The sequence below is a fragment of the Streptomyces sp. NPDC058145 genome (assembly GCF_042884245.1).
Classification (GTDB): domain Bacteria; phylum Actinomycetota; class Actinomycetes; order Streptomycetales; family Streptomycetaceae; genus Streptomyces.
Genome location: NZ_JBHVUH010000006.1, coordinates 309,754 through 336,704 on the forward strand (window position 1 = coordinate 309,754; position 26,951 = coordinate 336,704).

Annotated in this window: 25 protein-coding genes and 1 pseudogene; 16 read left to right on the plus strand and 10 right to left on the minus strand. The window is 73.7% G+C overall.

The window, feature by feature from the left end:
* Window positions 1-216 precede the first annotated feature (216 nt).
* From ACFVVO_RS16130 to ACFVVO_RS16165, 8 genes are all read left to right on the plus strand, one after another.
* Window positions 217-1,623, plus strand: coding sequence for an APC family permease (locus ACFVVO_RS16130; protein WP_390055342.1), 1,407 nt, complete (start codon window positions 217-219; stop codon window positions 1,621-1,623).
* Window positions 1,624-1,867: 244 nt separating this feature from the next.
* Window positions 1,868-4,519 (plus strand): CocE/NonD family hydrolase, encoded by a 2,652-nt coding sequence (locus ACFVVO_RS16135; RefSeq protein ID WP_390055344.1) that lies wholly within the window; start codon window positions 1,868-1,870, stop codon window positions 4,517-4,519.
* Window positions 4,516-5,397, plus strand: a complete 882-nt coding sequence (locus ACFVVO_RS16140; RefSeq protein WP_390055346.1) for an ABC transporter permease — start codon at window positions 4,516-4,518, stop codon at window positions 5,395-5,397. Before ACFVVO_RS16135 ends, ACFVVO_RS16140 begins: the two co-directional genes overlap by 4 nt.
* A gap of 106 nt (window positions 5,398-5,503) precedes the next feature.
* Entirely contained in the window at window positions 5,504-7,465 is a 1,962-nt protein-coding gene (locus ACFVVO_RS16145; RefSeq protein ID WP_390055348.1) for an AMP-dependent synthetase/ligase, read from the plus strand.
* A 98-nt stretch (window positions 7,466-7,563) separates the two neighbouring features.
* Window positions 7,564-7,788 (plus strand): hypothetical protein, encoded by a 225-nt coding sequence (locus tag ACFVVO_RS16150; RefSeq protein WP_390055350.1) that lies wholly within the window; start codon window positions 7,564-7,566, stop codon window positions 7,786-7,788.
* A gap of 161 nt (window positions 7,789-7,949) precedes the next feature.
* Window positions 7,950-8,177 (plus strand): chaplin, encoded by a 228-nt coding sequence (locus ACFVVO_RS16155; protein ID WP_390055352.1) that lies wholly within the window; start codon window positions 7,950-7,952, stop codon window positions 8,175-8,177.
* A 109-nt stretch (window positions 8,178-8,286) separates the two neighbouring features.
* On the plus strand, window positions 8,287-9,504 hold the full coding sequence (locus ACFVVO_RS16160) for a chaplin family protein (RefSeq protein WP_390055354.1): 1,218 nt from the start codon (window positions 8,287-8,289) through the stop codon (window positions 9,502-9,504).
* 173 nt (window positions 9,505-9,677) lie between these two features.
* Entirely contained in the window at window positions 9,678-10,910 is a 1,233-nt protein-coding gene (locus ACFVVO_RS16165) for a glycoside hydrolase family 26 protein (protein WP_390055356.1), read from the plus strand.
* A gap of 24 nt (window positions 10,911-10,934) precedes the next feature.
* Here ACFVVO_RS16165 and ACFVVO_RS16170 read toward each other — a convergent pair whose 3' ends face one another.
* Genes ACFVVO_RS16170 through ACFVVO_RS16205 form a run of 8 tightly spaced genes read right to left on the minus strand, consistent with a single transcriptional unit; the run spans window position 10,935 to window position 20,425 of the window.
* Entirely contained in the window at window positions 10,935-12,059 is a 1,125-nt protein-coding gene (locus ACFVVO_RS16170) for a GNAT family N-acetyltransferase (RefSeq protein WP_390055358.1), read from the minus strand.
* Window positions 12,056-12,754, minus strand: a complete 699-nt coding sequence (locus ACFVVO_RS16175; RefSeq protein WP_390055360.1) for a lipopolysaccharide biosynthesis protein — start codon at window positions 12,752-12,754, stop codon at window positions 12,056-12,058. Before ACFVVO_RS16175 ends, ACFVVO_RS16170 begins: the two co-directional genes overlap by 4 nt.
* Window positions 12,751-13,908 (minus strand): glycosyltransferase, encoded by a 1,158-nt coding sequence (locus ACFVVO_RS16180; RefSeq protein WP_390055362.1) that lies wholly within the window; start codon window positions 13,906-13,908, stop codon window positions 12,751-12,753. Before ACFVVO_RS16180 ends, ACFVVO_RS16175 begins: the two co-directional genes overlap by 4 nt.
* Window positions 13,905-14,666 carry a polysaccharide deacetylase family protein gene (locus tag ACFVVO_RS16185; protein WP_390055363.1) on the minus strand — a complete coding sequence of 254 codons (762 nt, stop codon included), beginning with the start codon at window positions 14,664-14,666 and terminating at the stop codon, window positions 13,905-13,907. The genes ACFVVO_RS16180 and ACFVVO_RS16185 overlap by 4 nt, the downstream gene beginning before the upstream one ends.
* Window positions 14,650-16,506: a lipid II flippase MurJ gene (locus ACFVVO_RS16190; RefSeq protein ID WP_390055365.1), complete on the minus strand. Its 1,857-nt coding sequence runs from the start codon at window positions 16,504-16,506 to the stop codon at window positions 14,650-14,652. The genes ACFVVO_RS16185 and ACFVVO_RS16190 overlap by 17 nt, the downstream gene beginning before the upstream one ends.
* On the minus strand, window positions 16,503-17,831 hold the full coding sequence (locus ACFVVO_RS16195; RefSeq protein ID WP_390055367.1) for an O-antigen ligase family protein: 1,329 nt from the start codon (window positions 17,829-17,831) through the stop codon (window positions 16,503-16,505). The genes ACFVVO_RS16190 and ACFVVO_RS16195 overlap by 4 nt, the downstream gene beginning before the upstream one ends.
* A 3-nt stretch (window positions 17,832-17,834) precedes the next feature.
* Window positions 17,835-19,256 carry an exopolysaccharide biosynthesis polyprenyl glycosylphosphotransferase gene (locus ACFVVO_RS16200; protein ID WP_390055369.1) on the minus strand — a complete coding sequence of 474 codons (1,422 nt, stop codon included), beginning with the start codon at window positions 19,254-19,256 and terminating at the stop codon, window positions 17,835-17,837.
* Window positions 19,253-20,425: a glycosyltransferase family 4 protein gene (locus ACFVVO_RS16205; RefSeq protein ID WP_390055371.1), complete on the minus strand. Its 1,173-nt coding sequence runs from the start codon at window positions 20,423-20,425 to the stop codon at window positions 19,253-19,255. The genes ACFVVO_RS16200 and ACFVVO_RS16205 overlap by 4 nt, the downstream gene beginning before the upstream one ends.
* 409 nt (window positions 20,426-20,834) lie before the next feature.
* On the opposite strand from ACFVVO_RS16205, the gene ACFVVO_RS16210 reads away from it, so the two are divergent.
* The 7 genes and pseudogenes from ACFVVO_RS16210 (at window position 20,835) to ACFVVO_RS16240 (ending at window position 24,657) form a co-directional block, all read left to right on the plus strand.
* A complete protein-coding gene (locus tag ACFVVO_RS16210) occupies window positions 20,835-21,074 on the plus strand; it encodes a chaplin (protein WP_390055373.1) in 240 nt (79 codons plus the stop codon).
* A gap of 170 nt (window positions 21,075-21,244) precedes the next feature.
* Window positions 21,245-21,775: a hypothetical protein gene (locus ACFVVO_RS16215; RefSeq protein WP_390055375.1), complete on the plus strand. Its 531-nt coding sequence runs from the start codon at window positions 21,245-21,247 to the stop codon at window positions 21,773-21,775.
* Between the two features lie 100 nt (window positions 21,776-21,875).
* Window positions 21,876-22,085, plus strand: a complete 210-nt coding sequence (locus ACFVVO_RS16220; protein ID WP_390055377.1) for a hypothetical protein — start codon at window positions 21,876-21,878, stop codon at window positions 22,083-22,085.
* Between the two features lie 177 nt (window positions 22,086-22,262).
* Complete coding sequence (locus ACFVVO_RS16225) at window positions 22,263-22,553, plus strand: hypothetical protein (protein WP_390055379.1); 291 nt, start codon at window positions 22,263-22,265, stop codon at window positions 22,551-22,553.
* Window positions 22,554-22,830: 277 nt separating this feature from the next.
* Window positions 22,831-22,980: pseudogene (locus tag ACFVVO_RS16230) on the plus strand (DUF5949 family protein); the annotation flags it as partial.
* A gap of 338 nt (window positions 22,981-23,318) precedes the next feature.
* Window positions 23,319-23,807 (plus strand): tyrosinase family oxidase copper chaperone, encoded by a 489-nt coding sequence (locus tag ACFVVO_RS16235; RefSeq protein WP_390055381.1) that lies wholly within the window; start codon window positions 23,319-23,321, stop codon window positions 23,805-23,807.
* Window positions 23,791-24,657: a tyrosinase family protein gene (locus ACFVVO_RS16240; RefSeq protein WP_390055383.1), complete on the plus strand. Its 867-nt coding sequence runs from the start codon at window positions 23,791-23,793 to the stop codon at window positions 24,655-24,657. Before ACFVVO_RS16235 ends, ACFVVO_RS16240 begins: the two co-directional genes overlap by 17 nt.
* Window positions 24,658-24,727: 70 nt before the next feature.
* Here the strand turns inward: ACFVVO_RS16240 and ACFVVO_RS16245 are convergent, their stop codons facing one another.
* A complete protein-coding gene (locus ACFVVO_RS16245) occupies window positions 24,728-25,018 on the minus strand; it encodes a chaplin (RefSeq protein ID WP_390055385.1) in 291 nt (96 codons plus the stop codon).
* Window positions 25,019-25,287: 269 nt separating this feature from the next.
* On the opposite strand from ACFVVO_RS16245, the gene ACFVVO_RS16250 reads away from it, so the two are divergent.
* Window positions 25,288-25,884, plus strand: coding sequence for a DUF2087 domain-containing protein (locus ACFVVO_RS16250; protein WP_390055387.1), 597 nt, complete (start codon window positions 25,288-25,290; stop codon window positions 25,882-25,884).
* 61 nt (window positions 25,885-25,945) lie between these two features.
* Here ACFVVO_RS16250 and ACFVVO_RS16255 read toward each other — a convergent pair whose 3' ends face one another.
* Complete coding sequence (locus ACFVVO_RS16255; RefSeq protein ID WP_390055388.1) at window positions 25,946-26,905, minus strand: D-2-hydroxyacid dehydrogenase family protein; 960 nt, start codon at window positions 26,903-26,905, stop codon at window positions 25,946-25,948.
* Window positions 26,906-26,951 lie beyond the last annotated feature (46 nt).

The following is a 26,951-nucleotide window of genomic DNA, read 5'->3' on the forward strand; positions in this document are numbered from 1 at the left end:
AGCTGTTGCGTGATCAGTACCTGCGAAAGCGATGTGAACTGCGTCGCTTTCCAAGTGCGGAATCCGAAGGTGAACTCCCATTGACGTGGCGGTTTTCGAAGGGGTTCTCTAAGCAGCGCCGGGAGCGGACGAGACGAAACGTACGACGAGCCGCCGGAGGCGATAGCGCTCCCGACCCCCACTTTCAGTCGCACGAGTCGATCGGAACCCCGCCGCATGACCGACACGCTCCGCCCTGTCGACACAGCCGTCACAGACGCTCCCGGCATCTCTGACGGCCCCCAGAAGCTCAAGCGTTCCATCGGCGTCGTCGGCGGCACCCTGCTGACGCTCTCGTGCGTCACGCCCGCCTCCACGCTCTTCGTGGTCATCCCGGACCTGTTCGGCTCCCTCGGCACCGCCACCGCCCTGACGATCGCCATCGGCTCCCTCCTCTGTATCGCCGTGGCGTTCTGCTACTCCGAGCTGGGCACCCTCATCCCCAGCGCGGGCGGCGAGTACGCCATGGTGTCGACGATGGCCGGGCGGCTCGCGGGCTGGCTGGTCTTCGTGCTGTCCCTGCTGGTGGTGATGATCGTCCCGCCCGTGATCGCGATGGGTACGGCCGACTACCTGGCCCCGATCGTGCACCTCGACCCGGCCATGACCGGCGCCGGCGTGATGCTGCTCGCCACCCTCGCCGGACTGCTCGACCTGCGGGCCAACGCCTGGATCACCGGCATCTTCCTGGTCCTCGAGGTAATCGCGGCCGGCGTGGTCGCCCTGCTGGGCTTCTCGCACAGCCACCGCGGCGTCGGCAGCCTGGTCTCCATGCAGGTGGCCGGCCCGAGCGGCCACACCGACCCGGTGACGGCCATGCTCGTCATATCCGGGCTCGCCATCGCCCTCTTCGCCACCCAGGGCTTCTCGACCGCCGTCTACCTCTCCGAGGAACTGGAGCACCCGCGCCGCAACGTCGCCCGCACGGTGCTGGCCACCCTCGTCATCTCCTCGGTGGTCATCATCGTGCCGGTCGCCGCGATCACCCTGGGCGCCTCCGACATCAAGGAGCTCACCAGCGGCGACATCAGCTCCATGGTCACCGCCTGGTCCAACTCCGCGGTCGGCGCCTTCGTGAGCATCTGCGTGGCCCTCGCGATCATCAACGCGGGCATCGTCATGGTCATCCAGAACTCCCGCGTCCTGTTCGCCTCCGCCCGCGACAAGGCCTGGCCCGAGCCGGTCAACAACGTCTTCTCCAAGCTCGGCCGCTTCGGCTCCCCCTGGGTCGCCACCCTCGCGGTCGGTGTCCCCGGCGCGCTGCTCTGCTTCGTCAACCTGGACACCCTGTACGGCGTCACCGGGGTCTCCGTGACCGGCATGTACATCCTCGTCGCGGTCGCCGCCCTGCTCTGCCGCCGCGGCTCCCACCAGCACACCCCCGCCTGGCGGATGCCGCTGTGGCCCGCGATGCCCATCCTGCTGATCGTGGTCCTCGCCTACATCCTCACCCAGCAGGAGGCGAGCTACCTGCTGTGGACCGGCGGCATCACCGCGGTCGCCACCCTCTACTGGGCCTTCTACCTCCGCCCGCGCCGCGACACCCGCTGGCTGGTGTCGATCCCGGAGGACGCGCAGGCCTGAGGGCTCGGCAGAAGCCCCACGTCACCACCGAGCACGCCCCGTCGTCCTCGCCGCCCCGCACTGCGACGGGCGACGAGGGCGACGTCGTTCCCACGGCCCACGCCGGCCCACATCCCGTGGCAGCCCCGGTCCCGCTCGGTACCACGCCTGGAGTACGGGGGAGCGGGCCCGTACGCCGCAAGGAGGGCGGGGGTTCAGCCCCTGGGCCGCATGCGCTGTCGGTGGCGGCCCGTACCGTTGAGGCATGGATCTTCGAGTGCCCGTGCCGTGGGGACTGCTGAAGGGGCCGCGCCGGCTGCTGGCCGCCGCGGCCGCCGTCGTGGTGCTCGCCGGCGCCGGGACGTGGTCGGCCGTCGCGTCCGACCACCCGCCCGGGGTGCGCCGGGCCGACCGGGTCATGACCATGGCCGACGGCACCCGCCTGGACACCTCGTACTTCACCGGCGCCTCGTCCGGCCGCCGCCCCGCCGTCCTGCTCGCCCACGGCTTCGGCGGCAGCAAGGCCGACGTGCGGCAGCAGGCCGAGGACCTCACCCGCGCCGGATACACGGTGCTGACCTGGTCGGCCCGCGGCTTCGGCCGCTCCACCGGCAAGATCGGCCTGAACGACCCGGAGCACGAGGTCACCGACGTCTCCCGGCTCATCGACTGGCTGGCCGAGCAGCCCCAGGTCCGCCTGGACGGCAAGGGCGACCCGCGCGTGGGCGTGACCGGCGGCTCCTACGGCGGCGCGATCTCCCTGCTCGCCGCCGGACACGACCGCCGTGTCGACGCCATCGCCCCGGCCGTCACCTACTGGAACCTCGCCGACGCCCTGTTCCCGAACGGCGTCTTCAAGAAGCTCTGGGCCGGCGTCTTCTTCAACACCGGCGGCGGCTGCGCCAGGTTCGAACCCGCCCTGTGCCGGATGTACGACCGGGTCGCCGAGTCCGGCACCCCGGACGACGCCGCCCGCGCACTGCTCAGGGAACGCTCGCCGGTCGCGGTCGCCGGCCGTATCAAGGTGCCCACACTGCTGGTGCAGGGCCAGACCGACTCCCTGTTCACCCTCGCCCAGTCCGACGCCGCCGAGAAGGCGATCCGCGCGAGCGGCGCCCCCGTGGACGTCGACTGGATCGCGGGCGGACACGACGGCGGCGACATGGAGGACAGCCGGGTGCGGAAGCGGGTGACCGCCTGGTTCGACCACTACCTGAAGAGCGACGAGTCGACCGGCACCGGCCCCGCCTTCCGCATCACCCGCACCGGCGGCGTCGACTCCACCGACGGCGCCGCCCAACTGCGCGGCGCGAGCGCCGGCGCCTACCCGGGCCTGCGCGACCACCCGCGTGCCATCGCCCTGACCGGCCGCGAGCAGCACGTGACCAACCCGGCCGGCGCCAGCCCGCCCGGCGTCTCCGCGCTGCCCGGCCTCGGCGGCTCCGGCGGCCTCTCCCAGCTCTCCGCGCTCGGCGTCGGAGTCTCCCTCGACTTCCCCGGCCAGTACGCCCGGTTCGACTCGGCCCCGCTCACCCGCGACCTGCGGATCACCGGCTCGCCGACCGCCACCGTCCACGTCGCCTCCACCACCGACGACGCGGTCCTGTTCGGCAAGGTGTACGACGTCGGCCCCGACGGCATCCGGCAGGTGCTGCCCTCCCAGCTCGTCTCACCCCTGCGGGTCACCGGCGCCAAGGCCGGCAAGGACGTCACGGTCACCCTCCCGGCGATCGACCACGAGGTGCGCAAGGGCCACCGGCTCCGCCTGGTCCTCGCCTCCACCGACCTCGGCTACGCCTCCCCGGCCGCCCCGGCCACGTACACCGTCTCCCTCAGGTCGGACCTGAGCGTGCCGACCGCGCCCGCCGTCACCACCGCGGCGGCCCCGCTGCCCGCCTGGGTGTGGTGGCTGCCCCTGGCCGGGGCCGTGGGCGCGCTCGCCCTGCTGGTCACCGGCCGCCGCTCCACGGCCGCCCCCGCGCCCGCTCCGGCGCTCGCCGACGTCCCGCTGCAGATAACGGACCTGAGCAAGCGGTACGCCAGGTCCGCCGACCGGTACGCGGTGCGCGAGCTGTCCTTCCGCGTGGAGAAGGGTCAGGTCCTCGGCCTGCTCGGACCCAACGGCGCGGGCAAGACCACCACCCTGCGCATGCTGATGGGCCTCATCGGGCCCGACGGCGGGGAGATCCGCGTCTTCGGCCACGCCGTCCGGCCCGGCGCGCCGGTGCTGTCGAGGGTCGGCGCCTTCGTGGAGGGCGCGGGCTTCCTGCCTCACCTGTCCGGCCGGGAGAACCTGGAGCTCTACTGGCGGGCCACCGGCCGGCCGGCCGAGGACGCCCATCTCGACCAGGCCCTGGAGATCGCCGGCCTCGGCGACGCGCTCGCCCGCGCCGTGCGCACCTACTCCCAGGGGATGCGCCAGCGCCTGGCCATCGCCCAGGCCATGCTCGGCATGCCCGACCTGCTCATCCTGGACGAACCCACCAACGGCCTCGACCCGCCCCAGATCCGCGAGATGCGCGAGGTGATGATCCGCTACGCGGCGGCCGGCCGCACCGTGATCGTCTCCAGCCATCTCCTCGCCGAGGTCGAGCAGTCCTGCACCCATCTGGTGGTGATGGACCGCGGCCGGCTGGTGCAGGCGGGACCGGTGCGGGAGATAGTGGGCTCCGGCGACACGCTCCTGGTCGGCACCGGCACGCCCGTGGAGGAGCCGGTGGTGGAGAAGGTCACGGCCCTGCCCGGCGTCGCCTCCGCCGTCCGCACCGAGGACGGGCTGCTCATCCGTCTCGAACCCGGCGGCAGCGCCGAGGAACTGGTCGTGGAACTGGTGCGCCTCGAGGTGCCCGTCGCCTCGGTCGGTCCCCACCGGCGCCTGGAAGACGCCTTCCTCACCCTGATCGGAGGTGCCCCGTGAGCACGCTCACCGAGCCCGTCGAGCCCGTCGAGCCCGTCGAGGTGGCCCCCGGTTACCGCGCGGGCCGTACGCTGCCGCTGCGCGTGGAGCTGGTCCGCCAGCTCAAGCGGCGCCGCACGCTGGTCATGGGCGGCGTTCTCGCGGTCCTGCCGTTCGTGCTGCTCGTCGCGTTCGCGATCGGCGGCGAGCCCTCGGGCCGCGACGGCCGGGTCACGCTGATGGACACGGCCACCGCGTCCGGCGCCAACTTCGCCGCGGTCAACCTGTTCGTCTCGGCGGGCTTCCTGCTGGTGATCCCGGTCGCCCTGTTCTGCGGGGACACGGTCGCATCCGAGGCGAGCTGGTCCTCCCTGCGCTACCTGCTCGCCGCGCCCGTGCCGAGAACCCGGCTGCTGCTGTCCAAGCTCGCCGTGGGTCTCGGGCTGAGCCTCGCCGCGATGGTGCTGCTGCCGGTCGTGGCCCTCGCGGTCGGTACGGCCGCCTACGGCTGGGGCCCGCTGCAGATCCCCACCGGCGGCGCGCTGGACCCGGGCACGGCGGCGCAGCGGCTCCTGGTGGTCGTGGCATACGTCTTCGTGTCCCAACTCGTCACGGCGGGACTGGCGTTCTGGCTGTCGACGAGGACGGACGCCCCGCTCGGCGCGGTCGGCGGCGCGGTCGGCCTGACGATCGTCGGCAACGTCCTGGACGCCGTGACGGCCCTCGGCCACTGGCGTGACTTCCTGCCCGCGCACTGGCAGTTCGCCTGGGCCGACGCCGTGCAGCCGGACCCGGAGTGGTCCGGCATGGTCCAGGGCGCCGCGATCTCCGTGACGTACGCCGTAGTGCTGTTCGCCCTGGCCTTCCGGGGCTTCGCGCGCAAGGACATCGTCTCCTGACGACGGCCCGGGCCGGGCGCCCGCACACCCCATTGACGTTTCCTTACTTACGAGTAAGTTGACCCGGCAGTAAGAACCTTCGTCACAGCCGCGACCGGGAGCCGTCATGGGCGTACGCAGGGATCTGAAGCGAGCACGGCGGCGCGCCGACCTGGCGGCGCGCGGCTCGGTGGAGATCGTCAGGGACCCCGGGGGCACCGTGCGCGAGGTGCGGGCGGCACCCCTGGCGGCACCGCTCGTTGGCGGCTCCATGGCCGACCTCCCGTTCACCCACGCGGCCGAGACCCCGGACGCGGTGCTCCTGCGCCGCCGCGCCGCGGGGGCCTGGCGCCCGGTGACCGCGGCCGCCTTCGCCGCCGAGGTCACCGCCGTCGCCAAAGGGCTGATCGCCGCCGGTCTGGAACCGGGCGGCCGGGTCGCGGTGATGTCCCGCACCCGCTACGAGTGGACCGTCCTGGACTTCGCGATCTGGGCGGCCGGCGGCCAGTCCGTGCCCGTCTACCCGACCTCCTCCGCCGCGCAGGTGGAGTGGATCGTCCGGGACTCCGGCGCCCGGTACGTGGTCACCGAGACCGCGGAGAACACCGCCACGGTCCTCGCCGGCACCGCGAGCCACGCCCGCCGGCCACGCGTCCGGCAACTGACCCCTTCGGCCGACGCCGGGACATCCGCCGCGTCCGCCGTGCCGGGCGACGCCCTCGCCGACCTCACCGCCCTCGGCCGTGACCTCGGCGACGACGAGGTCGCCAAGCGGCGCGCCGCCCTCACCCCCGACACCATCGCCACCCTCTGCTACACCTCCGGCACCACCGGCCGCCCCAAGGGCTGCGTCCTCACCCACGCCAACCTGCACGCCGAGGCCGCCAACACCGTCGAACTGCTGCACCCGGTCTTCCAGGCGGTCACCGGCCGGACCGCCTCCACCCTGCTCTTCCTGCCGCTCGCCCACATCCTCGGCCGCACCCTGCAGCTCGCCTGCCTGATGGCCCGTATCGAGACCGGCCACTTCCCGAGCGTCAAGCCCGACGAACTGCGGCCCGCGCTCAAGGAGTTCCGGCCCACCTTCCTGGTCGGGGTGCCGTACCTCTTCGAGAAGATCCACGACACCGGGCGCGCCACCGCCGAGAAGATCGGCCGCGGCGCCTCCTTCGACCGCGCCGAACGGATCGCCGTGCGCTTCGCCGAGGCGTACCTGAGGAAGTTCCTCGGCACCGGCAAGGGCCCGGGCCCCGGCCTGTACGCCGCATGGGCCCTGTACGACCTGCTGGTCTACCGGCGCATCCGCAAGGAGCTCGGCGGCCGCATGCGCTACGCCATCAGCGGCGGCTCCCCGCTGGACCGCGACCTCAACCTCTTCTTCAACGCGGCCGGGATCGTCGTCTACGAGGGCTACGGCCTGACCGAGACCACCGCCGCCGCCACCATCGTGCCCCCGCTCACCCCCCGCCCCGGCACGGTCGGCCTGCCCATCCCGGGAGTGGCCGTGCGCATCGCCGACGACGGCGAGGTGCTGATCAGGGGCGGAGTGGTCTTCGGCGCGTACTGGAACAACCCGGCGGCAACGGACGCCGTCCTGTCCGACGAGTGGTTCGCCACCGGCGACCTCGGCCGCCTCGACGAGGACGGCTACCTCACCATCACCGGCCGCAAGAAGGACATCCTGGTGACCTCCGGCGGCAAGAACGTCTCCCCGGCCGTCCTGGAGGACCGGCTGCGCAGCCGCTCACCGGTCGGCCAGTGCCTGGTCGTCGGGGACGGCCGGCCCTTCGTCGCCGCGCTGATCACCCTCGACCCGGAGGCGGTAGCGCACTGGCTGACGGTGCGAAAGCTCCCGCCGGACACCCCGCTCGCCGAACTCGTCCGCGACGAACGGCTGCGCCGCGAGGTGCAGAAAGCGGTGGACCACGCCAACGAGGCCGTCTCCCGCGCCGAGTCGATCCGGGCCTTCGCCCTGGTCGAGGGGGATTTCACCGAGGAGAACGGGCTGCTGACCCCGTCGCTGAAGGTGAAGCGGCACGCGGTGACCGCCGCCTACGCCGAACGCATCGAGGCGCTGTACCGCGGGTGAGCGCGCGAAACGACGGCGGGCGACCGGAAGGAACCGGTGCCGGCCGCCGTGGAGTGTGCGCTCAGCCGTTGTTGGTGCCGTTGCCGGACACGGCGGAGATGCCGACGCAGGCCAAGGGCGACGAGCCGGTCTCGCACGTCCTGGACGACATCTCCGTCCTGGTGGGCAACGGCTTCGGCGACAACCGAGCCTGCCGTCCCCCGACACCGCCCGGCGGGCACGCGGACATCCGCGGGCCGTTCGGGCGGTTTCTCGTGCTTCCGCGCAGGTGGAAATTCGCCGACATCGGCCAAGGTGTCAATTCTGTGGGGGCGTTCGAGTGAATTGACGGGTGGTATGCGTTCCGTAGTTTCTTCCGCTGTCTATTCCTCGTTTTACAGCTGCCGGTCATGGTGCGAGCCGTTGAAGCTGTGCTCGCTCGGTCGAAGCCGCTCGCTGGGTTTCGGCCGTCAAAAGGGCATGACCGCAGAGAAGGGAAAGTCTCATGAACAAGAGCGCTGCTGTCCTCGTCGGCGCGATCCTGGCTCTGGGTGGGGCGGCCCCCGCGTTCGCGGACTCCGGCGCGGACGGCGTCGCCGCCAACTCGCCGGGTGCCGTCTCGGGCAACGCCATCCAGGTTCCGGTGCACGTTCCGGTCAACGCCTGCGGCGACTCCGTGGACGTCATCGGGGCGCTGAACCCGGCGCTCGGCGCCAAGTGCGACAACGACTGAGTGCAGTAACCCGACGCCTCAGCCCACGGGCTGTGTCGTGGCCGGCCCCGGACCTCTTTCTCGTTCCGGGGCCGGCCTTCCCATTTCTACGAGCAGAAAGACAACGACATTGCGACAGACCCTCAGCAAGGGCGTGCTCGTGGCCGCCGCCGCGACGGGCCTGCTGTCCCTGTACGGCGGCCTGGCACTCGCCGACTCGGACCCGCACGGCGCCGCCCGGCAATCGTCCGGGGTGGTGTCCGGCAACACCGTCCAGGCCCCGGCGGACGCCCCGGCCGACGTCTGCGGCAACTCCGCCAACGGCGCCGCCGCGCTGAACCCCGCTTCCGGCAGCTCCTGCGCCGGCGGTCATGAGTCCGGCACGGACAGCGACAAGGGCCAGGGCGCTACTAGCGCGGACCCGAAGGACGAGTCCGACTACAGCGACGACGTGGCCCCGACGCCCTCACAGAACAAGGGAAACGATTCCTCTCCGTCCTCGTACGGCGAGGAGGACAAGGCCCAGGGCCCCTCGAAGGAAGAGGAGCACTCGACCGAGCCCTCGTACGGGCAGGAGGAGCCCACTCCGGCACCCTCGTACGGGGAGGAGAAGCCCACCCCCGCACCTTCGTACGGCGGTGAGGAGCACTCGACCGCGTCTTCGTACGGGAAGGAGGAGCACTCGGCCCCGTCCTCGTACGGGGAGGAGAAGCCCACCCGCGCACCTTCGTACGGCGGTGAGGAGCACTCGACCGCGTCTTCGTACGGGAAGGAGGAGCACTCGGCCCCTCCCTCCTACGGCGACGACGAGCCCTCTCGGAAGCCTTCGCACGGGGATGACGAGCCGACTCGGAAGCCCTCGTACGGGGATGACGAGCCGACTCGGAAGCCTTCGTACGGGGACGAGGAGCCCTCTCCGAAGCCTTCGTACGGGGACGAGGAGCCGACTCCGAAGCCTTCGTACGGGGACGAGGAGCCGACTCCGAAGCCTTCGTACGGGGACGAAGAGCCGACTCCGAAGCCCTCGTACGGGGACGAAGAGCCCTCTCCGAAGCCTTCGTACGGGGACGAAGAGCCGACTTCGAAGCCCTCGTGCGACGACGACCATTCGACCCCGCCCTCCCACTGCGACGACGACGATTCGACCCCGCCCTCCTACGGGGATGACGACACGCCCCCGTCCCACGGCGGCTGGGAGCACCACCACCATCACTGGAACCGACCCCACCTCCCGCACACCGGCGGCAACGCCGAAGCCATGATCGCGACCTCCGCGGCGAGCGCCGCGCTGATCGTGGCCGGGACCGCCCTCTACCGCCGGGGCCGCCGCGCCGCGCCCCGTCGCTGATGTGCCGGGTGCCGGAGCCCAGTGCCCGGCACCCCGCCTGTTCGGCCGTACGAGGGGTGCGGCCACCTGTAAGCCGTAACCGCGTTGGCGGAGTCCCTGTTCGTATGACTGGGTGTCAGTAACAGGAACCGCCGGGCGAGCAGGCGGGCGCGCGGGAGAGGGAGGGTCCCGGCATGGCTCCACAGCGGCGAAGGGCCCGGTACCGGCTGGCGCTGATCGCGGCCGGGATCACCGCCGCGGCGGTCCTGGTGGCGGGACCGGCTCCCACCCCGGTGACCTCCACACCGGCACCACCCGCCCCCGCGGCGTCCCCGTCCGCGACCTCCGCACCAACGACGCCCCCGGTCTCCGCCTCGCCCGAGGCCACGAAGGGGGCCGCCGGGATCGCCCCCTTCGGCGCCTTCCTCGACTCGGGGCCGCTGGGGGTGACCCGTATGTCGGGGCTGCGCCGCTGGCTCGGCGGCACCGAGCCGAAGGTCGCGCACACCTATCTGCCCGGCGGTAGCTGGACCGACATCGAGGGCCCGCCCGGCTTCCTGGACGCGTGGGCGCAGTGGCGGCGCGGGCAGGCGGACCGCACGCTCGTGCTCAACGTGCCGATGCAGGAGCACAACGAGGAGAACGTCTCCGACGACCAGGTGCGCGGGCTGCTCCGGCAGGCGGCGACCGGGGAGTTCGACCACCACTTCCGTACGCTGGCCGAGCGGCTGGTGGAGTCGAAGGTGCCCGACACCGTGCTGGTCCTCGGCTGGGAGATGAACGGCATCACCTACACCCACCGCTGCGGACCGGACCCGGCGGCCTGGAAGACGTACTGGAAGCGGATCGTCACGACCATGCGGTCGGTGCCGGGCCAGCGGTTCCGGTTCGACTTCACGCCGAGCCGCGGCCGGGACGCCGTTCCCTGGACCGAGTGCTACCCCGGGGACGACACCGTCGACATCATCGGCATGGACGCCTACGACCAGCCGGCCGGACTGTCGTTCGACGAACAGGTGAAGGAGCCCTACGGGCTGCGGCAGCACGTCGACTTCGCCAAGGCCCACAACAAGCCCATCTCCTATCCGGAGTGGGGGCTCTTCCGCAACGGCGACAACACCGTCTACATGCGGGGCATGCTGGCCTGGATCGAGGAACACAAGCCGCTGTACAACACGCTCACGGACTACTGCCCGCACGGTGTGTGGCAGTGCGCGCGGAACCCCCGTTCGTCCCAGGTCTACCGGTCCTTCCTGTACGGCCGCGGCGAGCAGCCGGCCGCCCCGGCACCGACGGTGTCCACGTCGGCCCCGGAGTCCACGAAGTCCACCGCGCCCACGCCGGAGCCGGCCGACGGCTGCCCGGCCCCGGACGACTGGCTGGAGTACTGGCTCGGCCGGAAGTCCTGCTTCCGCCCCGGCCGGTGATCCAGCGAACGGCAGGCCCCGGCGTCAGCCCGACGGCTGCCGTCGCCACCGGCGCAGCACCCTGCCGCCCCACTGCCGGGCGGCCGCGGTGAACAGCGTGGCCGACATGAGCGGCGCGGTCCGTCGCCGGGCCATCAGCAACCGCCGGTTGGCGACCGGTTCGGGCCGCCAGTGCATCTTGTACGGCTCGTTGCCGCGCAGCAGGCTCAGCGTGCCGCGTCCGTCCGCGCCGGTGCGCGCGGCCTGCTCGCTGCAGGCGTCCAGCAGCATCACGGCCACGTCCGCCTTGCTCTCCCGCAACCGCGGATGCGCGCCGTACAGATAGCCGCCGGCCAGGCTGCGGGACCGCAGCGTCAGGTCGACGGCGACCACGTCGTCGCCGATCCGGAACTCGGTGACGACCGCGTTCCCGGAGCGGACCAACTCGGGTACCGCGCGCACCAGATGTTCGCGGAACCGGGGCAGCGTGTGCTCGGCCGTCACCTTGCGCTCCTGCCACTGCAGCCGGTGCAGCTCCAGCATCCGCTGCAGGGCCGCGGCCGCCTCGTCGGGCCGGGCCACGTGCCGCACCACGCCCAGCGATGTGTGCCTGCGCAGTTGCGCGCGGACCCGCTGGGCCCGCTTCGTGGGCAGCCGGGCGGCCAGCTCGGCCAGCGGGACGGCGGGCAGCTCAAGGCACAGCGAGTCGCGGACCGTGCGGCGCGGCCCGCGCCAGCGGTCGTAGACCCGCTCCACCGCACCACCGGGCCGCACCTCGCGGAAGTCGACCAGGGCGGTGCGGGCCGCGTCCCACAGGGCGTCGGCGAGGGCGTCGGCCGCTCGCCCGTCGTCGGTGTCGTCCAGCAGCACGTCCCCGTAGTCGGAGATCGCCCCGCCCAGCGGCACCAGCGCGGGCAGCGGGCGGTGGACCAGCATCAGCGGCGCCGCGCCGACCAGTTCGTCACCGGAGCGCACCAGCAGCACCCGGAGCCGGCCCGGCCCGCCGTACGACCGCCACCAAGAGTGCAGCCAGGCGTGGTGCTGGAACGGGGTCGCGGTGGCGCACCGCTCGAACAGCCGCCCCCAGGCCGGGGCCAGCGCGGCGAAGGCGTCCAAGTCGGTGACGAGGTCGGTGGTGTGGGCCCGGACCGCCGGGCAGACGGCCGTCACAGCTGGCCGTGTGTGTCGGAGGCGACGGCCGGGCCGGGCACCGACGCCGGGCGGAGCCCGGCCCCGGCCGCCTCGTCCTCGGCCGCCTCGTCCTCGGCCGCCTCGTCCTCGGGCCTGCGCCGTGGCCGTACCAGCAGCACCAGGGCGCCGAGCAGTCCGCCCGCGCTCGTCCCGACCAGGCCCGTGACCACGGGGGAGGCCGAGGTGGGCGCGGTCGGCCGCGGGGCCCGGGAGAACTGCACCAGCTCGACATGGGTGTCGGCCTTGGTGGCGTTGGCGTGCTGGGCGAGGGAGTGGGCGACCGCGTTGGCCATGTCGGCGGCCTTGGCAGGGCGGCCCGAGGTGGCGGAGACGGCGACCATCGGGGCGTCCGGCGAGGTGGCCGTGCGCACGCTGCCGCGCAGGGTGTTCACCGGCACCCCGGCCGGCCCCTGCGCGTCGCCGAGCACCGCGAGGTCGGTGGCGACCCGGCCGTAGGCCTGGGCGAAGCCGACCGCGGCGGCGGAGTCGGAGCTCTCGGTGGGTACGGCGATGACGTAGCTGGTGGCCGTGTACGTCGGCGGCTTCAGCACGCCGTACGCGCCGCCGAGCAGTCCGCCCGTGAGGACGCCGGCCGCCACCAGCGACCAGGGCGGAAGCGCGCGCAGGCGCCTGAAGCGGGCCGGGCGGGAGTGCCGGGTGGGATTCTCGGTCATGGCGAGCTGACTCCCTCGGGAGATCGGGACCTGGGGAACGTGCCGGAGAGCGCCGCCGCGTAGACGTCCATGAGCCGGGCGGCGCTGCGGGTGATGCAGTAGTGGCGGGGCGCCTCGGGGGCGGTACGGGGGCCGGGCCCGGCGGCACGCACCTCGGCGAGCGCTCGGGCATAGGCGTCGGCGCCGCCCGTGACGCGCAGCGCGTCCGGGGCGGCGCCGGGCGGCAGGTCCTCGATGGCCGGGCAGGAGGCGTAGCGCACCGGCAGCCCGGCCGCCAGCGCCTCGACGACGGCCAGCCCGAAGGCCTCCTCCGGGGACGGTGCGGCGAGCACGTCCATCGCCGAGGTCAGCGCGGGCAGTTCGGGCCCGGGCGAGCCGTCCGGGGTGTAGGGCCGCTCACCGGTGAACAGCACCCGGCCGGCGACGCCGGTCTCCTCGGCGGCCCGGCGCAGGGCGGCCTCCTCCGGGCCGCCGCCGACCAGCAGCAGCCTGCAGTCACCCGGGAGCCGGGCGAGGGCCCGGATCAGGACGTCGAAGTGTTTGCCCGGGACGAGCCGGCCGATGCCGCCGATGACGAACGCGTCGTCCGGCAGCCCGAGCCGGGCGCGGGTGAGCCGCCGCCGCACCGGGTCGAAGCGGAACCCGTCGAGGTCGATGCCGTTGGGCACCACCGCGATGCGCGGCCGGGGCACCCCCCACTGGGTGAGCCGTTCGGCGACCGTGGGGGAGACCGCGACGGTGGTCCGGCCCAGCCGCTCGCCGGCCAGGTACAGCGCGCGCACGCCCGCCGTGAGCGGCCGCCCCTCCATCTGCGAGTCGCCGAGGGAGTGTTCGGTGGCCACGACCGCGCGCACCCCGGCCAGCCGGGCGGCGATCCGGCCGTACAGGCAGGCCCGGTAGAGATGGGTGTGCACGAGGTCGTAGCGGCCGCGCCGGATGACGCGGGCCAGGCGGGGCAGCGCCGCCACGTCCCGGTTGCCGCTCATACCGAGGTGCGTCACCCGCACCCCGTCGGCGGCCAGCCCGTCGGCCACCGGCCCGGGGTTGGTCAGCGTCACCACGTCGCACCGCGCGGGCAAGTGCCGCAGCAGCAGCCGCAGTTGCTGCTCGGCGCCGCCCACGCCGAGCCCGGTGATGATGTGCAGCGCCCTCACCGCGGCCCCTCCACCGGCCGGCGGCGCAGCCGGTGCAGCCGGTACTTCAGCAGCAGGCGCACACCGGTGTCGTGCTGCCCGACGTACACCCGGGGCAGCGCGTACGGGCCGGTCAGCGCGCCGGGGTCGATGGCGCAGGCGTAGTCGTACCCGGCCTCCCGCACCGCGTCGGCCGCGCGGGCGTCGACCGTGCCGTACGGATAACAGAAGCCGGTGACCGGAGCGCCGGTCAGCCCCTCCAGCAGGACCCGGCTCTCGACGGTCTCGGCCTTGAGCGTGAGGTCGTCGGCCCGGGTCAGGTCGACGTGGGTCAGACCGTGCGAGCCGATCTCCACGCCCGCCCGGGCCGCGCGCCGGATCCCGTCCGCGGTCAGCAGCGGCTTGCGCGGGCCCAGCGGGTCCCACGCGTTGTCGCCGCCGAGCCGGCCGGGCAGCGCGAACAGGGTGGCCGTGCACTCCCAGCGGGCCAGCACATCGACCGCGCCGGTGAGGAAGTCGGCGTAGCCGTCGTCGAAGGTGAGCCCGACCAGACCGCGCCCCTCGCCGCGGGCGCGGGCGGCGAGCAGTTCGCGCACCGACACCCCCCGCAGGCCCCGGCCGCGCAGCCAGCGAAGCTGCCGCTCCAGCCGGTCGGGCGTGACGGTGATCCGGTACGGGTCGTCGGCGCGGTCGCCGACCGAGTGGTACATGGCGATCCACGGGACACGGCCCGGACCCGCGGCGGCGGCGCGCCGGGGCGACTCAACGGAGGACGGCATGGGCGAGCCTTCCGGCGAGGGTGCGGACGAATCGGATGGCGGGGGTGCAGCCCTGGGCGCCCAGGGCGTGGCCGAGCAGGACGAACACGACGGTCACGGTGGTGGTGCCGGCCAGCAGACCGGCGAGCGGGGCGGTGGGCAGGCTCGCGGCGAAAACCCCCGCCAGGGTGGCCACCGCGGCGGCCCGCAGCGGCCGGCTCAGCTCGCGCAGCACGCCCCGGGCCCGCACGGGCACGCTGCGCGAGGCCAGGCCGGACAGCAGCAGGACGGCGGTGAAGGTGATCCCGGCGGCGTTGGCGGCGGCGATGCCGGTGACGCCCCAGGTGCCGATGGTGCCGGCGCCGATCCAGGAGGTCACGGCGATGCCGGCGGCCATGGCGGCGAGCGGGTACCAGGTGGCGCGGCCCGCCGAGAAGTAGGAGCGGACCAGCACGCCCGTCAGGGTCTGGCCGAGCAGGCCGAGCGCGTACACCCGCATGACGTCCGCGGTTGCCGCGGTGTCGGCGGCGGTGAACGCGCCGCGCTGGAAGAGGAGCTGGATCATCTGCGGGGCGCAGGCGAGGACGGCCGCGGTGCCGAGCAGCACCAGGCCGGCGGCCACCGCCAGATCGCGCTCCACCCTCGTCCGGGCCCGCTCGGTGTCGCCGTCCGCGAGGGCCCGGGCCACCACCGGGAAGGTGACCGTGCACAGCATCATCGACAGCATCATCGGGATCTGCGCGACCTTCTGCGCGTAGTTCAGGTGTGAGATGGCCCCGGCGGGCAGGTGTGAGGCGAGGAACCGCTCGATGAGCACCTGGGACTGCCGGCACAGCCCGAACAGCAGCACGGTGGCCATCAGCGTGACGTCCACGGGCCGGGCGGTGGCGGCGTCCCCGGAGACGGCCCGTGTCACCCGGCGATCGCGCAACCGGCGCACCAGGTCGGGCAGTTGGACCGCCACCATCAGGCACCCGCCGGCCGCGACCCCGAACGCCGCCGCACGCACCCCCCAGCGGCCGCCGAGCGCGAACATCGCCGTGATGATGCCGATGTTGTACACGACGTAGATCGCCGCCGGGGCCAGGTAGCGGCCGTGGGCCCGCAACGCCGCGCTGCAGTACCCGGCGAGCCCGAAGCTGAGCACACAGGTCGCGGTGAGCCGGGTGCAGTCGACGGCGAGGGCGGGGTCGGGCAGCCCGGGCGCGAGCACTCCGACCAGTTGCGGTGCGGCGGCGGCGAGCAGCGCGCCCACCGCCGTGAAGGCCAGCGACAGCCGGGGCAGGCTGCCGGCCACCAGGGACCGCACGGGATCGCCGGGGGCACCCTGCGCACGCCGGGCCAGGGCGGCACTGAACGCCGGGATCAGCGCGAACGCCAGCCCCTCCTCGATGAGCAGCGTGGCCGCGAACTCCGGCACGGTCCAGGCGACCAGGAAGGCGTCGGTGTCCCGGCCGGCCCCGAAGAGCTGGGCCAGCGATTGGTCGCGCACCAGTCCGAGGAGGGCGCCGGCGACCGAGAGGGAGGCGGTGACCAGGGCGGCGCGGGCGAGGAAACGGGGGATGGGCGGTACGTGTTCGGGGATCGGGGTGGATTCGCGGCTCGACTCGGGACCGGGGCCTGGGGCTGGGCCGGGGCCGGATTCCCGGGCGGTGCCGGCTCCGGCGCCGGGCGTGGCGTCCTCGCCGGGCGCGGCGTCTCCTGGCACGGCCGTCCGCGCGGTCGGCAGGGACACCCCGCCCACCGGAGCCGCGTCGGCGGATTCCGCCGCCGGCCCGGTCGGCCCGCCGGCTCCGGGGTTCGCCGCCGGACCGGCCGGCGCCCGAGGGTCCCGCGGTTCGCGGGAGGGGGTCGTCGTCATCGTGCGGCCGCCTCTTCCGGCTCCGGGGCGCGTTCGGCCGTGGCGGTGCCGGACAGCGCCCACCAGGCCGCCAGCCCGAGACACACCGCGGTCAGCACGGTCGAGGGACCGCCGATGTCGGCGTAGGCGAAGTCGACCAGTTGCCAGACCAGCAGTCCGCAGGCGACCAGCGCGCACTCCCGGCCCCCGGCCGAACGCCGGGTCCGCCACAGGTTCCGCAGCGCGCACACCAGCAGGGCCAGCCAGCCGCCCGCCAGACCCAGCAGCCCGAGGAGGCCCTGCTCGCCGAGCACCAGCAGGTACATGTTGTGCGGGGAGAGCAGCGGCTGGCGGCGGAAGGCGGCGCCCGCGCCCGCCGTGTCGCTGCCCGAGGACAGCGCCAGCGAGGCGTGGCCGTCCCGGTACTCGGGGAAGCCCTTGAGGCCGACGCCGGTCAGCGGGTGTTCCCGCCACATGTCGGTGGCCGCCGCCCACATGGTGTACCGGTCGGTGACGGACTGGTCGGGCGCGTCGGTGACCCGGGTGATGCTGTCGAACCGCTCCTGCAGCATCGCCGTGCCCACCCCGAACCCGCCCACCAGGACCACGCCCGCGGCCACCGCCGCCGCCCCCACCCGCAGCGCCCGGCGCGGCCCGGCCAGCGCGAGCTGGACGGTGACGGTCACGACGGTGGCGATCCAGGCGCCCCGGCTGAAGGACAGGGCGAGCGGCGGCAGCAGGGCCACGGCGCAGGCGGCCGCGGTCCACCGCTCGCGCCCCGTGGACCGGCCCAGGGCCAGGCCCACCGCGCAGACCAGGCCGAAGGACACCACCGTCGCCATGCCCATCACGTCCGACGCCCCGAAGGTGCCCACCGCGCGGACGTCCTCGCCCTCGTACGACGCCCCCGTGCCGGTGACGTACTGGTGCACCCCGAGGACCCCCTGCCACAGCGCGAGCGCCACGAGCGACCAGGCCAGCAGCCGGAAGTCGCGCCGGTCGCGGATCAGCAGGAGGACGGCGGCCGGTACGAGGACGAAGATCTGCAGATAGCGGCCGAGGCCGGTGATCCCGGCGCCCGGCGACACCGCGCCCATCGCGGCGAGCGCGAGGCCGGCGACCGGCAGCCCGAACACGACGGCGGCGGTACGGGACAGCGGGCGCCGGCGCTCCCGCAGCAGCCGTACGGCGCAGTGGGCGACGACCACGGCGGACATGGCGTCGGCCGGGCCCGCGCCGCCCTCACCGCCGGGCTGGCCCGGCAGCGCGAGCAGCGCGACCACGGCCACCACGGACAGCACCGGCGCAGGCCTGAACGGGCGGTGCAGCGGCAGGGTGAGGCTCATCGGTCAGCTCCCCGCCGACCGCACGAGCGCGACCGCGGTGCGCAGCAGGATGCAGACGTCCTGCCACAGCGACCAGTTGTCGATGTAGGCGTTGTCGAAGCGGGCCCGGTCCTCGATGGAGGTGTCGCCGCGCAGGCCGTTGATCTGGGCGAGTCCGGTGATACCGGTCCGCATGCGGTGGCGGGCCGCGTAGCCGGGGTGGGCCTGGCTGAACAGGGAGACAAAGTAGGGCCGTTCGGGGCGCGGCCCGACCAGGCTCATGTCGCCCCGGAACACGTTCCACAGCTGCGGCAGCTCGTCCAGCGAGGTCCGCCGCAGGAAGCGGCAGAAGCGGCTCATGTCGCGCTCGCCCGCCACGCTCCACCGGGTGGCCGCCTCGTGCTGGTCGACCGGGCGGTGGGTGCGGAACTTCAGCAGTGTGAAGGGGCGCCCGTCCTTGCCGATGCGCTCCTGCCGGAACAGCACCCCCGGTCCGTCGGTGAGCCGGAGCACCACCGCGCACACCAGCAGCACGGCGGAGACCGGTACCAGCAGCGCCCCGGACACCAGCACGTCCAGCAGCCGCTTGCCGAGGCTCCCGCACCGCCCCGAACCCAGGTCCAGGTGGCGCACGGCGAACCCGGCGAGCTGGTCGCTCGACTCGTGCGCCGGGCTCTCCGGGTCCACCTCCCACACCGTGCAGCCCGCCTCGAGGAGCGTCCGCAGCAGCGGCGCCCGCTCGGTGCGCACGGCCGGTGCGACGGTGAGGACGACCCTCACGCCGTTCTGGATGAGCGCGCGCCCCACCTCCTCGTCCGTGGTGAGCACGGGCAGCCCGCCCCGGCCCTCGAGGTGTTCGGCGACGACGCCCACCGGCCGCACCCCGCAGCGCGGATGCCGCAGCAGCGCGGCGGCCACCCGCTGCGCGGTCGCGGCGGGGCCGATGACCAGCGCCGGGCGCGGGTGACCGGCCAGGACGGCACCGCGTCGCCAGTGCACCGCGCCGCGCCCGGCGCAGGCCACCGCCGCGTGCAGCGTCCAGCCGAGCAGCAGGCTGCGGGCGGACAGCGCCAGACCAGGGTCGTAGGCGGCTCGCAGCGCGGCCAGGGCGAGCCAGGTCACCGCGATCCGGCCGCAGACGGCGGGAAGTTCGTCGAGCACGCCGAGCACCCGCCGCGCCGCGCGCGGCCGCAGCAGTATGGTGCCGGCCACCAGTACGGCGATCAGTAACGGGCGGTGGACGGCGCCTTCCAGGGCGAACGCGCCCGCGAGTGCGGCGAGCACGTCGGCGGCGAGCAGGGGCAGCGGCGAGGCGGGCCGCGCGGGCGGCCGGCGCACCGGGAACCGGGACCCGTCGGCGGTGCGGGCGGGCAGCACCGAGAGAGGCGAGAGTCCGTGGTCCCATGGCTGGCCGCCGGTGGAGGGGACAGTACTTTCCGCGGTCACGAGTGGATGGACTCCCTGCGCTCGAAGGACACGGGTGGCCGGGGTCCGAGGAGTTCGCGGTAGAGGTCCGCGACCCGCTCGGCGGTGTGCCGCACGTCGTGCGTGGACAGGATGTGACGGCGCCCCTGGGCCGCCAGGGCGGCACGCAGGGGTGCGTCGGCGAGCAGCGCGGTGACGGCCCCGGCCAGCGCGCCGGGGTCCGCCGCCGGCACCAGGCAGAGGGGCGCGAGGGCCGGTGGCAGGCTCTCCCGGGCGCCGTCGACGTCGGTGAGCACGACCGGCCGCCCGCAGGCCAGCGCCTCCAGCGGGGCGAGGGCCATGCCCTCCCAGCGCGAGGGCAGGACCACCAGGTCGGCGGCCCGGTACCAGGGCACGGTGTCGGGGACCGCGCCCGCGAAACAGACCGAGGGGTGCGCCCGTGCGCGCAGCGCGTCCCGGTCGGGTCCGTCGCCGACCAGCATCAGCCGGGCGTCCGGCGCCGTGCGCCGGACCTGCTCCCAGGCGCGCAGCAGCACGTCCTGACCCTTCTGCCGGCACAGCCGCCCGACGCAGACGACGAGCGGTGCGGACGGATCCAGGTCCGGCCGGAGCGCGGCGCGGGCGGGTGCGGTCGCGGCGGGAGCGGGGCAGAAGCGGGCGGTGTCGATGCCGTTGGGGATGACGGCGTAGGAGGCGTGCACCCCGGCGCCTACCCCGGTCGCGCGCTCCGCCTCGCTGACGCACACCACCCGGTCGGCCCATCGGGCGCCCCAGCGCTCCCAGCGCAGTGCGAGGCCCGCGGTCACTCCGCCGACGGCTTCGAACGACCACGCGTGCGGCTGGAACACGGTCGGGATGCGGCCGCGTACCGCCAGCCGGGCGGCGAGGCCGGCCTTGGCGCTGTGCGCGTGCACCAGTTCGGGCCGCACCTCTTCGATCAGGCGTGCCAACCGCCGTACCTCACCGGCCAGCCCCGGCCCCGGCGACCGTGCCGCCCGCCAGGGACGGAAACCGGCGCCCATCTTCTGCAGCTCCGAGCCCAGTTCACCGCCGGGGCAGCCGGCCGTTACCCGTGCGCCGGACGCCAGCTGAGCCCGCGTGAGGTCGAGCACGACACGGGCGACCCCGCCGTCGACGGGTTGCGCGAGATGCAGAACCCGCGGCCGAGGATCGGGTGCCGGCTGATGCATTCTCGGGTTCCTCGCTCACAGGGGCGCTCGGGGCTGCGGATGGGTACGCGTGTCATGCCGGCGCGTCCGCGGCCACGAGGTGTGCGCCGGTCCACGCCATGTCCCGGTGAGCAACGAGCCGGTGGCCCGGCTGGTCACCACCGCGCCGCCGAGCCGGGCCGGCTTCGAACACATCTGCGTGGCGGCGAGCGGGTACGCCGTCCGTCCTCCCGCACGTGGTGGAGAGAGCAGCAACTCTATTGGGCATGCGGAATAATCGGAAGAAACCGGACAAGTGTGTCGGAATGGTGAAAGGGTACTTCGGCACACATCACCCCTTTGGCGGCGGAACCCCGGCGGCTGCAATGCGTTGACACAGCGCTGGGCATCCCGCCCGGATGTTTGTGTCGATCCCAAGGAGCACTTCTCCATGTCGCGTATCGCGAAGGGTCTGGTTCTGACCTCCGCCGCCGTCGCGGCCGTCGCCGGCGGTGTCGGCGTGGCCGCCGCCGACTCGGGTGCGGACGGCCTCGCCGCCAACTCCCCGGGCGTGCTGTCGGGCAATGTCATCGAGGCCCCGGTCCACGTGCCGGTCAACGTCTGCGGCGACACCGTCGACGTCATCGGCCTGCTGAACCCCGCGTTCGGCAGCGGCTGCGCAAACGACTGACGCAGAGACGCACCCCCTTCGCCGGCCGCCCGCCCGTGCGTCACGCACGGACGGGCGGCCGGTTCATGCCGCCTTCCCCTGGCTGCTCCACCCGGGCTCCGAGCGGTTGCGGTACGCCACCGGCGGTTCAACGGTGGGCTGAGACCCCAGCCCCACCGAAAGGAACCCGCATGCGTGTGCTGCCCCCACGGCGTCTCGCGTCCGCCACCCTCTGTGCCGCCTTCCTGGTCGGCATCGCCGGCTCCGCCGCCGTCGCCACCGACCTGGTTCGGGAGCGCACCCAGGTGGGTTCTCCCTCGGCCGTCCCAGGCGCCGACCCGCTGCTCGCCCGGATCAAGGCGCTGAGCGACACCGGCTCCGTCCCCGCGCCCGTCAAGGAACTGCCCGAACAGTCGCTCCGCAAGGGCCGGCTGACCCCCGGCGAGGCCCACCGGCTCGGCGAGGCGGCCAAGCGTTCCGTCGCCGAGGAGGCCACCGCGGCTCCGGCGACCGCCGCCACACCGACCGATGCCGCCACGCCGCTCACGGCGTTGACACCCGCGGTTCCGGCGGACACGCCGACGAGTGCCGCGACGCCTTCCATGGATCCGACGCTGTCCACTGCCGCCTCGCCGTCCATGGCAGCCACCACGCCCACGGCGGCGACGCCCTCCACGGCGACCGGCCCGCGGCTCCTGCCGCGCCCGCCGACGGCGCCATGAGCCAGACCCTCGGCCTGTCGGTCCCCGTGCTAGATCCGCTGGTGGCCAACGGTGCCGCCCGCTTGGCGGCGCCCGCCGCGCCCGGGATGCCACGAGTGACGTGCTCGCCGCGCCGACCGGCGCGATCGACGCCCTGGTCAAGGCCGTCGTCTCCAGCCTCGACGACGTACTGCCCACCGCCACCGGCGTGGTGAACGAACCGCTGGGCCTGCTCAAGTCGGCCCTCCCCGGCACCGGGGCACCGACCCCGAACCTGGCCCTGCCCAGCGTGCCCGGCCTGCCGGTGGTCCCGGCGCTGCCGACCGGGTGACGGCTTCCCCGCCTCCGCCTCGGCCGTCGTGCCCACCGGCGCACGACGGCCGAGGCGTCTTCCTTTCGGGGCATCTCATATGCCTTTTCGCTATGGGGTTTCCGGCCCGACGGCGACTCGTTAGGCACGGCGTCAGAATTCCCTGGGGTGACGTGAGTTACCGAAGGAAGGAACACGATGAAGCCCCTCAAGGCCGCCGCTGTCGTTGCCGGTTCCCTGGCCCTCGCCGGCGCCGCCGCGCCCGCGTTCGCCCAGAACTCGGCCGACCTCAGGCCCACCAGCCTCAACGGCGCCGTGGACACGCTCGCCCAGCACCCCCTCACCGTGCACGACGTGATGCCGCTCAAGCACCAGTCGGACGCGCTCAGCACCGAGAGCGAGGACTCCGTCCTGCACACGGTCAAAGACGCCACCACCGCCGTGAACCAGCAGAACCCGCTGCTCGGCGGCATTCCCCTGCAGGGCTGACACCCCGGCGACGCGTCGACGGAGAGCCGGTACCGCACCGTGCGGGACCGGCCCTCGGCACGTTCGAGACCGCTTCCCTCGATCCTGTGGAGCGGTACCCGGCACTGAGTCGAAGGGGTGAGAGGCCACCAGACCGTGCCATGCCTCGTCGGTAGGTCGCGCGGTGACCTCAGCCTCAAGTTCAAGCGCGCCCCCGCCCGCCTCGCCGACCTCGGCACGCTGGTCGTCCTGACCTGGGGCGGCGAGGCGCCCGACGGCACCGACCGGACCGGCCTGCTCGTACCTGGTCTTCACCACCCGTGCCTGGCCCGACGGCGAGCCCGGCAAGGTGGTGGAACAGGCCGCGCCGGCCGCGTTCGCCGGCGCCGAGGAGACCCTCACGGCCGCCGCGCACGTCGTCCTGCCGGCCCGCCGCCTGCGCGGCTGATGCCCGCGGGCCGGGGCGACGAGCTGATGAATGACGAACCCAAGAATGACCGGCTGATGAACGACGAACGCATGAACGCAAGAGCGGACGAATGAAGAACCGATGAGTGAAGAGCCGACGAACGACGAACCGATGAGTGATCGGCCGATGAATGACGAGCTGATGAGTTGAGAGCCGAAGAGTGAAGACCCGATGAGCCGATCGGTCACCGAGTGACGGGCTAGGGCACCCGGCCGTCTTCCGCGCGCCGCGTACCGCCGGATGGCCCTCGTCGGTGACTCGGCCCGGGTCCTGTCGGTTACGGATACGGACATCTGATCCCGATCGAGGAGTGAGAGATGGTCGTCGGTGCCGGAGGCGTCGCGGTGGGGGCGAATCAGCAGGTCGCGGCGGGCGGTCGCAGAGTCACCCGCAGAGAGGCGGCCCGGGCGCTGCTGGCCACCGGCGCCGCCCTGGCGCTCGCCCCGGTCGTCGCCGCCTCCCGCCCCCTGCCGGCCGGGCGCGGCCCCGGGGGCAACTCCTTCGACGAGACCTACCGGGGCCGCCGCATCCAGGGCGCCCTGGTGCCGATCTCCGGGCGCCGCAAGGCCGACGGCACCTGGGAGGTCACCATCGACGGCCATCCGCTGCACCTCATGCGCCGGGCGGACGGCACCTGGCTGAGCATGGTCGACCACTACGGCTCGTACCCGACCGCGCTGGAGGCGACCCGCGCGGCCGTCGACGAGATCGGTCCCGGGCAGCAACTGCGCGACCTCGCCCCCGGCCCGGTCGGCGGCGAGATGGCCGGGCACCACATGGGAGGGCGTCATGGCGTACGTGCGTAAGGACGTCAGCACGCTGACCCGCACCGAGCGCCGCCGGTTCGTCAACGCGCTGCTGGAACTGAAACGGCGCGGCGAGTACGACGAGTTCGTGCGCATGCACATCGACCACTACACCGCCGACGGGGAGACCGGGCTGCGCTCCGCCCACATGGCCCCGTCCTTCCTGCCCTGGCACCGCAGGTTCCTGCTGGACCTGGAGCGGGCGCTGCGCCGGGTGGACTCCTCGGTGACGGTGCCGTACTGGGACTGGACCCGGAACCGTACGAACACCTCCGTGCCGTGGACGCCGGACCTACTCGGCGGCAACGGGCGGCGCTCCGACCGGCAGGTGATGACCGGACCGTTCGCCTATACGGCGGGGCACTGGACCATCAGGGTGGGGGTCACGGACGGCAAGTTCCTCACCCGGGATCTGGGCCGGGCCGCCAATCCCATCGCGCTGCCCACCAGGAGCCAGCTCCAGTGGGCCCTCGACGACCCCGTCTACGACGTCCGGCCCTGGGACTCGACCGCCGTGAGGGGATTCCGCAACAAGCTGGAGGGCTGGGGACCCGGCAGCGGCAGCGCCTCCTGGCGCAACCACAACCGGGTGCACCGCTGGGTCGGCGGTGTGATGCTCGGCGGCGCGTCCGTCAACGACCCGGTGTTCTGGCTGCACCACGCCTTCCTCGACATGCAGTGGCACCGGTGGCAGCTCGCCCACCGCAGCCACCGCTATCTGCCCGCGAGTCCGCCTCCTTCGGGGGACCGGCAGCACGGGCGGATCATCGCCCGGTACCAGAGGCTGCCGCCCTGGGACGTGACGCCGGACCAGCTCGAGGACGTGAGCGGGATCTACCGGTACGCGTGAGCGGACGGCGGACACGGCAAGAGCCCCGGCGCTCGAGGTGCCGGGGCTCTTCGCTGTCCGCGCGGCCGGATCAGTCGCCGTAGGCGCCGGGGCCGGGGTTGCCCGGCGTGACCTTGTGGTCGCCGCCGTTGCCGCAGACGTCGCCGAACGCGGGGTTCAGCAGGCCGATGACGTCGACCGTGTCCCCGCACACGTTCACCGGGACGTGCACCGGAACCTGGGCCGCGTTTCCGGACAGCACGCCGGCCGAGTCGAGGGCCCCACCCTCGGCGCCCGCGTCGGCCAGGGCGAGGCCGGCGCCGCCGATCACCACGGCACCCGTGCCGAGGGCGACAGCGGCTGCCTTCGCGATGCGAGACATCAGGTTCTCCTTTTTGCTCGGGGGTACGGCAGCAGGACCAGCCGCCGCACTCCCCGTTCAACGGCCCGGCATGGGGCTGGTCACGCCGATCAGCCGGGGATCACCCGTTCAACGGGGCGTGCGGGCGGCGGCGCCGGGCGGGGTGGGGAGCGGGGCGCCGGGGCCGCCGCACACAGCGGGGCCCGCAGACGCACGGCAGACGTACGGCGCACGTCCGGCGCGCGCTAATTGGGAGGCGTTCGGCCGGTCCGCCCGCCTAGCCTCCGGTCATGACCACCGACTCAGGCACCGCCGCCGACACAGAAGCCGACCCGGGCAACGACGCCGGCACGAGCGAGCGGGCCCGGCAGCTGATCGGGCTGCTGGCCGAGGAGCGCCGGATGCGTGCCCTCGCCGCCGTGGCCCTGGGCGCGGACACACCCGAACGGGTCGCCGAGGCGGCCGGGCTGTCCGCGAAGGACACGGCGCTGGCGCTGCTCCGCCTGCGCGAGCAGGGGGCGGTGACGACCGGCACGGCGGGCGCGCTCGCCGTCTCCTACGGCCTGTTCCGCGAGCTGGCCCAGCGGCAGCGTCCGGCACCACGGGCCGGGAGCGGGCCGGACGCCGTCCTGGACACATTCGTCCGGGACGGGCGGCTGGTACGGCTGCCCGCCCAGTGGACCCGGAAGAAGCTGGTGCTGCGGCACATCGCCGAGCAGACCTTCGAGCCGGGCGTCGCGTACCCGGAACGGGTCGTGAACGAGCGCCTGCGGGCCTGGTGCGAGGACTCCGACGGCATCGACCATGTGACGCTGCGGCGCTACCTGGTGGACCTCCACCATCTGCACCGGAGCGAGGGAATCTACCGCTGCCCGGAAGCCCGCTGAGCCGGCCGGACGCCGGCTGCCGTGTCCGAAGGCCGGCCACCGGCTGCCGTACCCGAGAACCTCAGGGCAGCCGGCGTACCGGCGAACCCTCCAGGTACGCCTGGATGTCCTCCACCGCCTGGCCGTAGTACGTCGCGTAGTTGGCCCGTGAGACATAGCCGAGGTGGGGCGTGGCGAGAAGGCGGGGCGCGGTGCGCATCGGGTGGGACGCGGGCAGCGGCTCGACGTCGAAGACGTCGATGCCGGCCCCGGCGATCCGGCCCTCGCGCAGCGCGGCGAGCAGGGCGTCCTGGTCCACGATCGCCGCGCGCGAGGTGTTGACCAGGTAGGCGTTCGGCTTCATCAGGGCGAGTTCGGCGGCGCCCAGCAGTCCACGGGTGCGCTCACCGAGGGCCAGATGGACGGAGACGAAGTCGCTGGTCGCCAGGAGATCCTCCTTGCCGGCTGCCAGTTCGACACCGGCCTCCTCGGCCCGCTCCTTGGTCAGGTTCTGGCTCCAGGCGCTCACCCGCATGCCGAAGGCGAGCCCGACCCCCGCCACCCGGCTGCCGATCTTCCCGAGTCCGAGCAGACCGAGCCGGCGCCCGTGCAGATCGGCGCCGACGGTGGACTGCCAGGGCCCGCCCGAGCGCAGCGCGCCGCTCTCCTCGACGATCCCGCGGGCCAGGCCCAGCAGCAGCGCCCAGGTCAGCTCCACCGGAGGCGTCGACGAACTCGCCGTTCCGCACACGGTGACCCCGTGCGCCTCGGCGGCGGTGTAGTCGATGACGCTGTTGCGCATCCCGGAGGCGACGAGCAGCTTCAACCGGGGCAGGCGGGCGATCAGCGAGCCGGGGAAGGGGACACGCTCGCGCAGGGTGACGACGATGTCGTAGTCGGCGAGAGCCCCGGCGAGGGCGTCCTCGCCCGCCAGGTGCTCGCGCAGCGCGACGACCTCCACCCGGTCCCCGAGCAGCGACCAGTCGGCGGAGGCGGTGGCCGCCCCCTGGTAGTCGTCCAGCACCGCGCAGCGAAGTCGCACGTGACCTCTCCCTTCCCCGCGGCGACTGTACCTGCCCGTCAAAGGC

What these genes read in the sequence shown, in the direction of transcription:
- ACFVVO_RS16225 (WP_390055379.1), top strand. Translation starts at nt 22,263, where the DNA reads ATGAAGCCCCTCAAGGCCGCCGCTGTCGTTGCCGGTTCCCTGGCCCTC.
- ACFVVO_RS16145 (WP_390055348.1), top strand. Translation starts at nt 5,504, where the DNA reads ATGGGCGTACGCAGGGATCTGAAGCGAGCACGGCGGCGCGCCGACCTG.
- ACFVVO_RS16175 (WP_390055360.1), bottom strand. Translation starts at nt 12,754, where the DNA reads ATGACCGAGAATCCCACCCGGCACTCCCGCCCGGCCCGCTTCAGGCGC.
- ACFVVO_RS16155 (WP_390055352.1), top strand. Translation starts at nt 7,950, where the DNA reads ATGAACAAGAGCGCTGCTGTCCTCGTCGGCGCGATCCTGGCTCTGGGT.
- ACFVVO_RS16215 (WP_390055375.1), top strand. Translation starts at nt 21,245, where the DNA reads ATGCGTGTGCTGCCCCCACGGCGTCTCGCGTCCGCCACCCTCTGTGCC.
- ACFVVO_RS16205 (WP_390055371.1), bottom strand. Translation starts at nt 20,425, where the DNA reads ATGCATCAGCCGGCACCCGATCCTCGGCCGCGGGTTCTGCATCTCGCG.
- ACFVVO_RS16165 (WP_390055356.1), top strand. Translation starts at nt 9,678, where the DNA reads ATGGCTCCACAGCGGCGAAGGGCCCGGTACCGGCTGGCGCTGATCGCG.
- ACFVVO_RS16135 (WP_390055344.1), top strand. Translation starts at nt 1,868, where the DNA reads ATGGATCTTCGAGTGCCCGTGCCGTGGGGACTGCTGAAGGGGCCGCGC.
- ACFVVO_RS16240 (WP_390055383.1), top strand. Translation starts at nt 23,791, where the DNA reads ATGGCGTACGTGCGTAAGGACGTCAGCACGCTGACCCGCACCGAGCGC.
- ACFVVO_RS16235 (WP_390055381.1), top strand. Translation starts at nt 23,319, where the DNA reads ATGGTCGTCGGTGCCGGAGGCGTCGCGGTGGGGGCGAATCAGCAGGTC.
- ACFVVO_RS16195 (WP_390055367.1), bottom strand. Translation starts at nt 17,831, where the DNA reads ATGAGCCTCACCCTGCCGCTGCACCGCCCGTTCAGGCCTGCGCCGGTG.
- ACFVVO_RS16245 (WP_390055385.1), bottom strand. Translation starts at nt 25,018, where the DNA reads ATGTCTCGCATCGCGAAGGCAGCCGCTGTCGCCCTCGGCACGGGTGCC.
- ACFVVO_RS16250 (WP_390055387.1), top strand. Translation starts at nt 25,288, where the DNA reads ATGACCACCGACTCAGGCACCGCCGCCGACACAGAAGCCGACCCGGGC.
- ACFVVO_RS16190 (WP_390055365.1), bottom strand. Translation starts at nt 16,506, where the DNA reads ATGACGACGACCCCCTCCCGCGAACCGCGGGACCCTCGGGCGCCGGCC.
- ACFVVO_RS16130 (WP_390055342.1), top strand. Translation starts at nt 217, where the DNA reads ATGACCGACACGCTCCGCCCTGTCGACACAGCCGTCACAGACGCTCCC.
- ACFVVO_RS16185 (WP_390055363.1), bottom strand. Translation starts at nt 14,666, where the DNA reads ATGCCGTCCTCCGTTGAGTCGCCCCGGCGCGCCGCCGCCGCGGGTCCG.
- ACFVVO_RS16210 (WP_390055373.1), top strand. Translation starts at nt 20,835, where the DNA reads ATGTCGCGTATCGCGAAGGGTCTGGTTCTGACCTCCGCCGCCGTCGCG.
- ACFVVO_RS16150 (WP_390055350.1), top strand. Translation starts at nt 7,564, where the DNA reads ATGCCGACGCAGGCCAAGGGCGACGAGCCGGTCTCGCACGTCCTGGAC.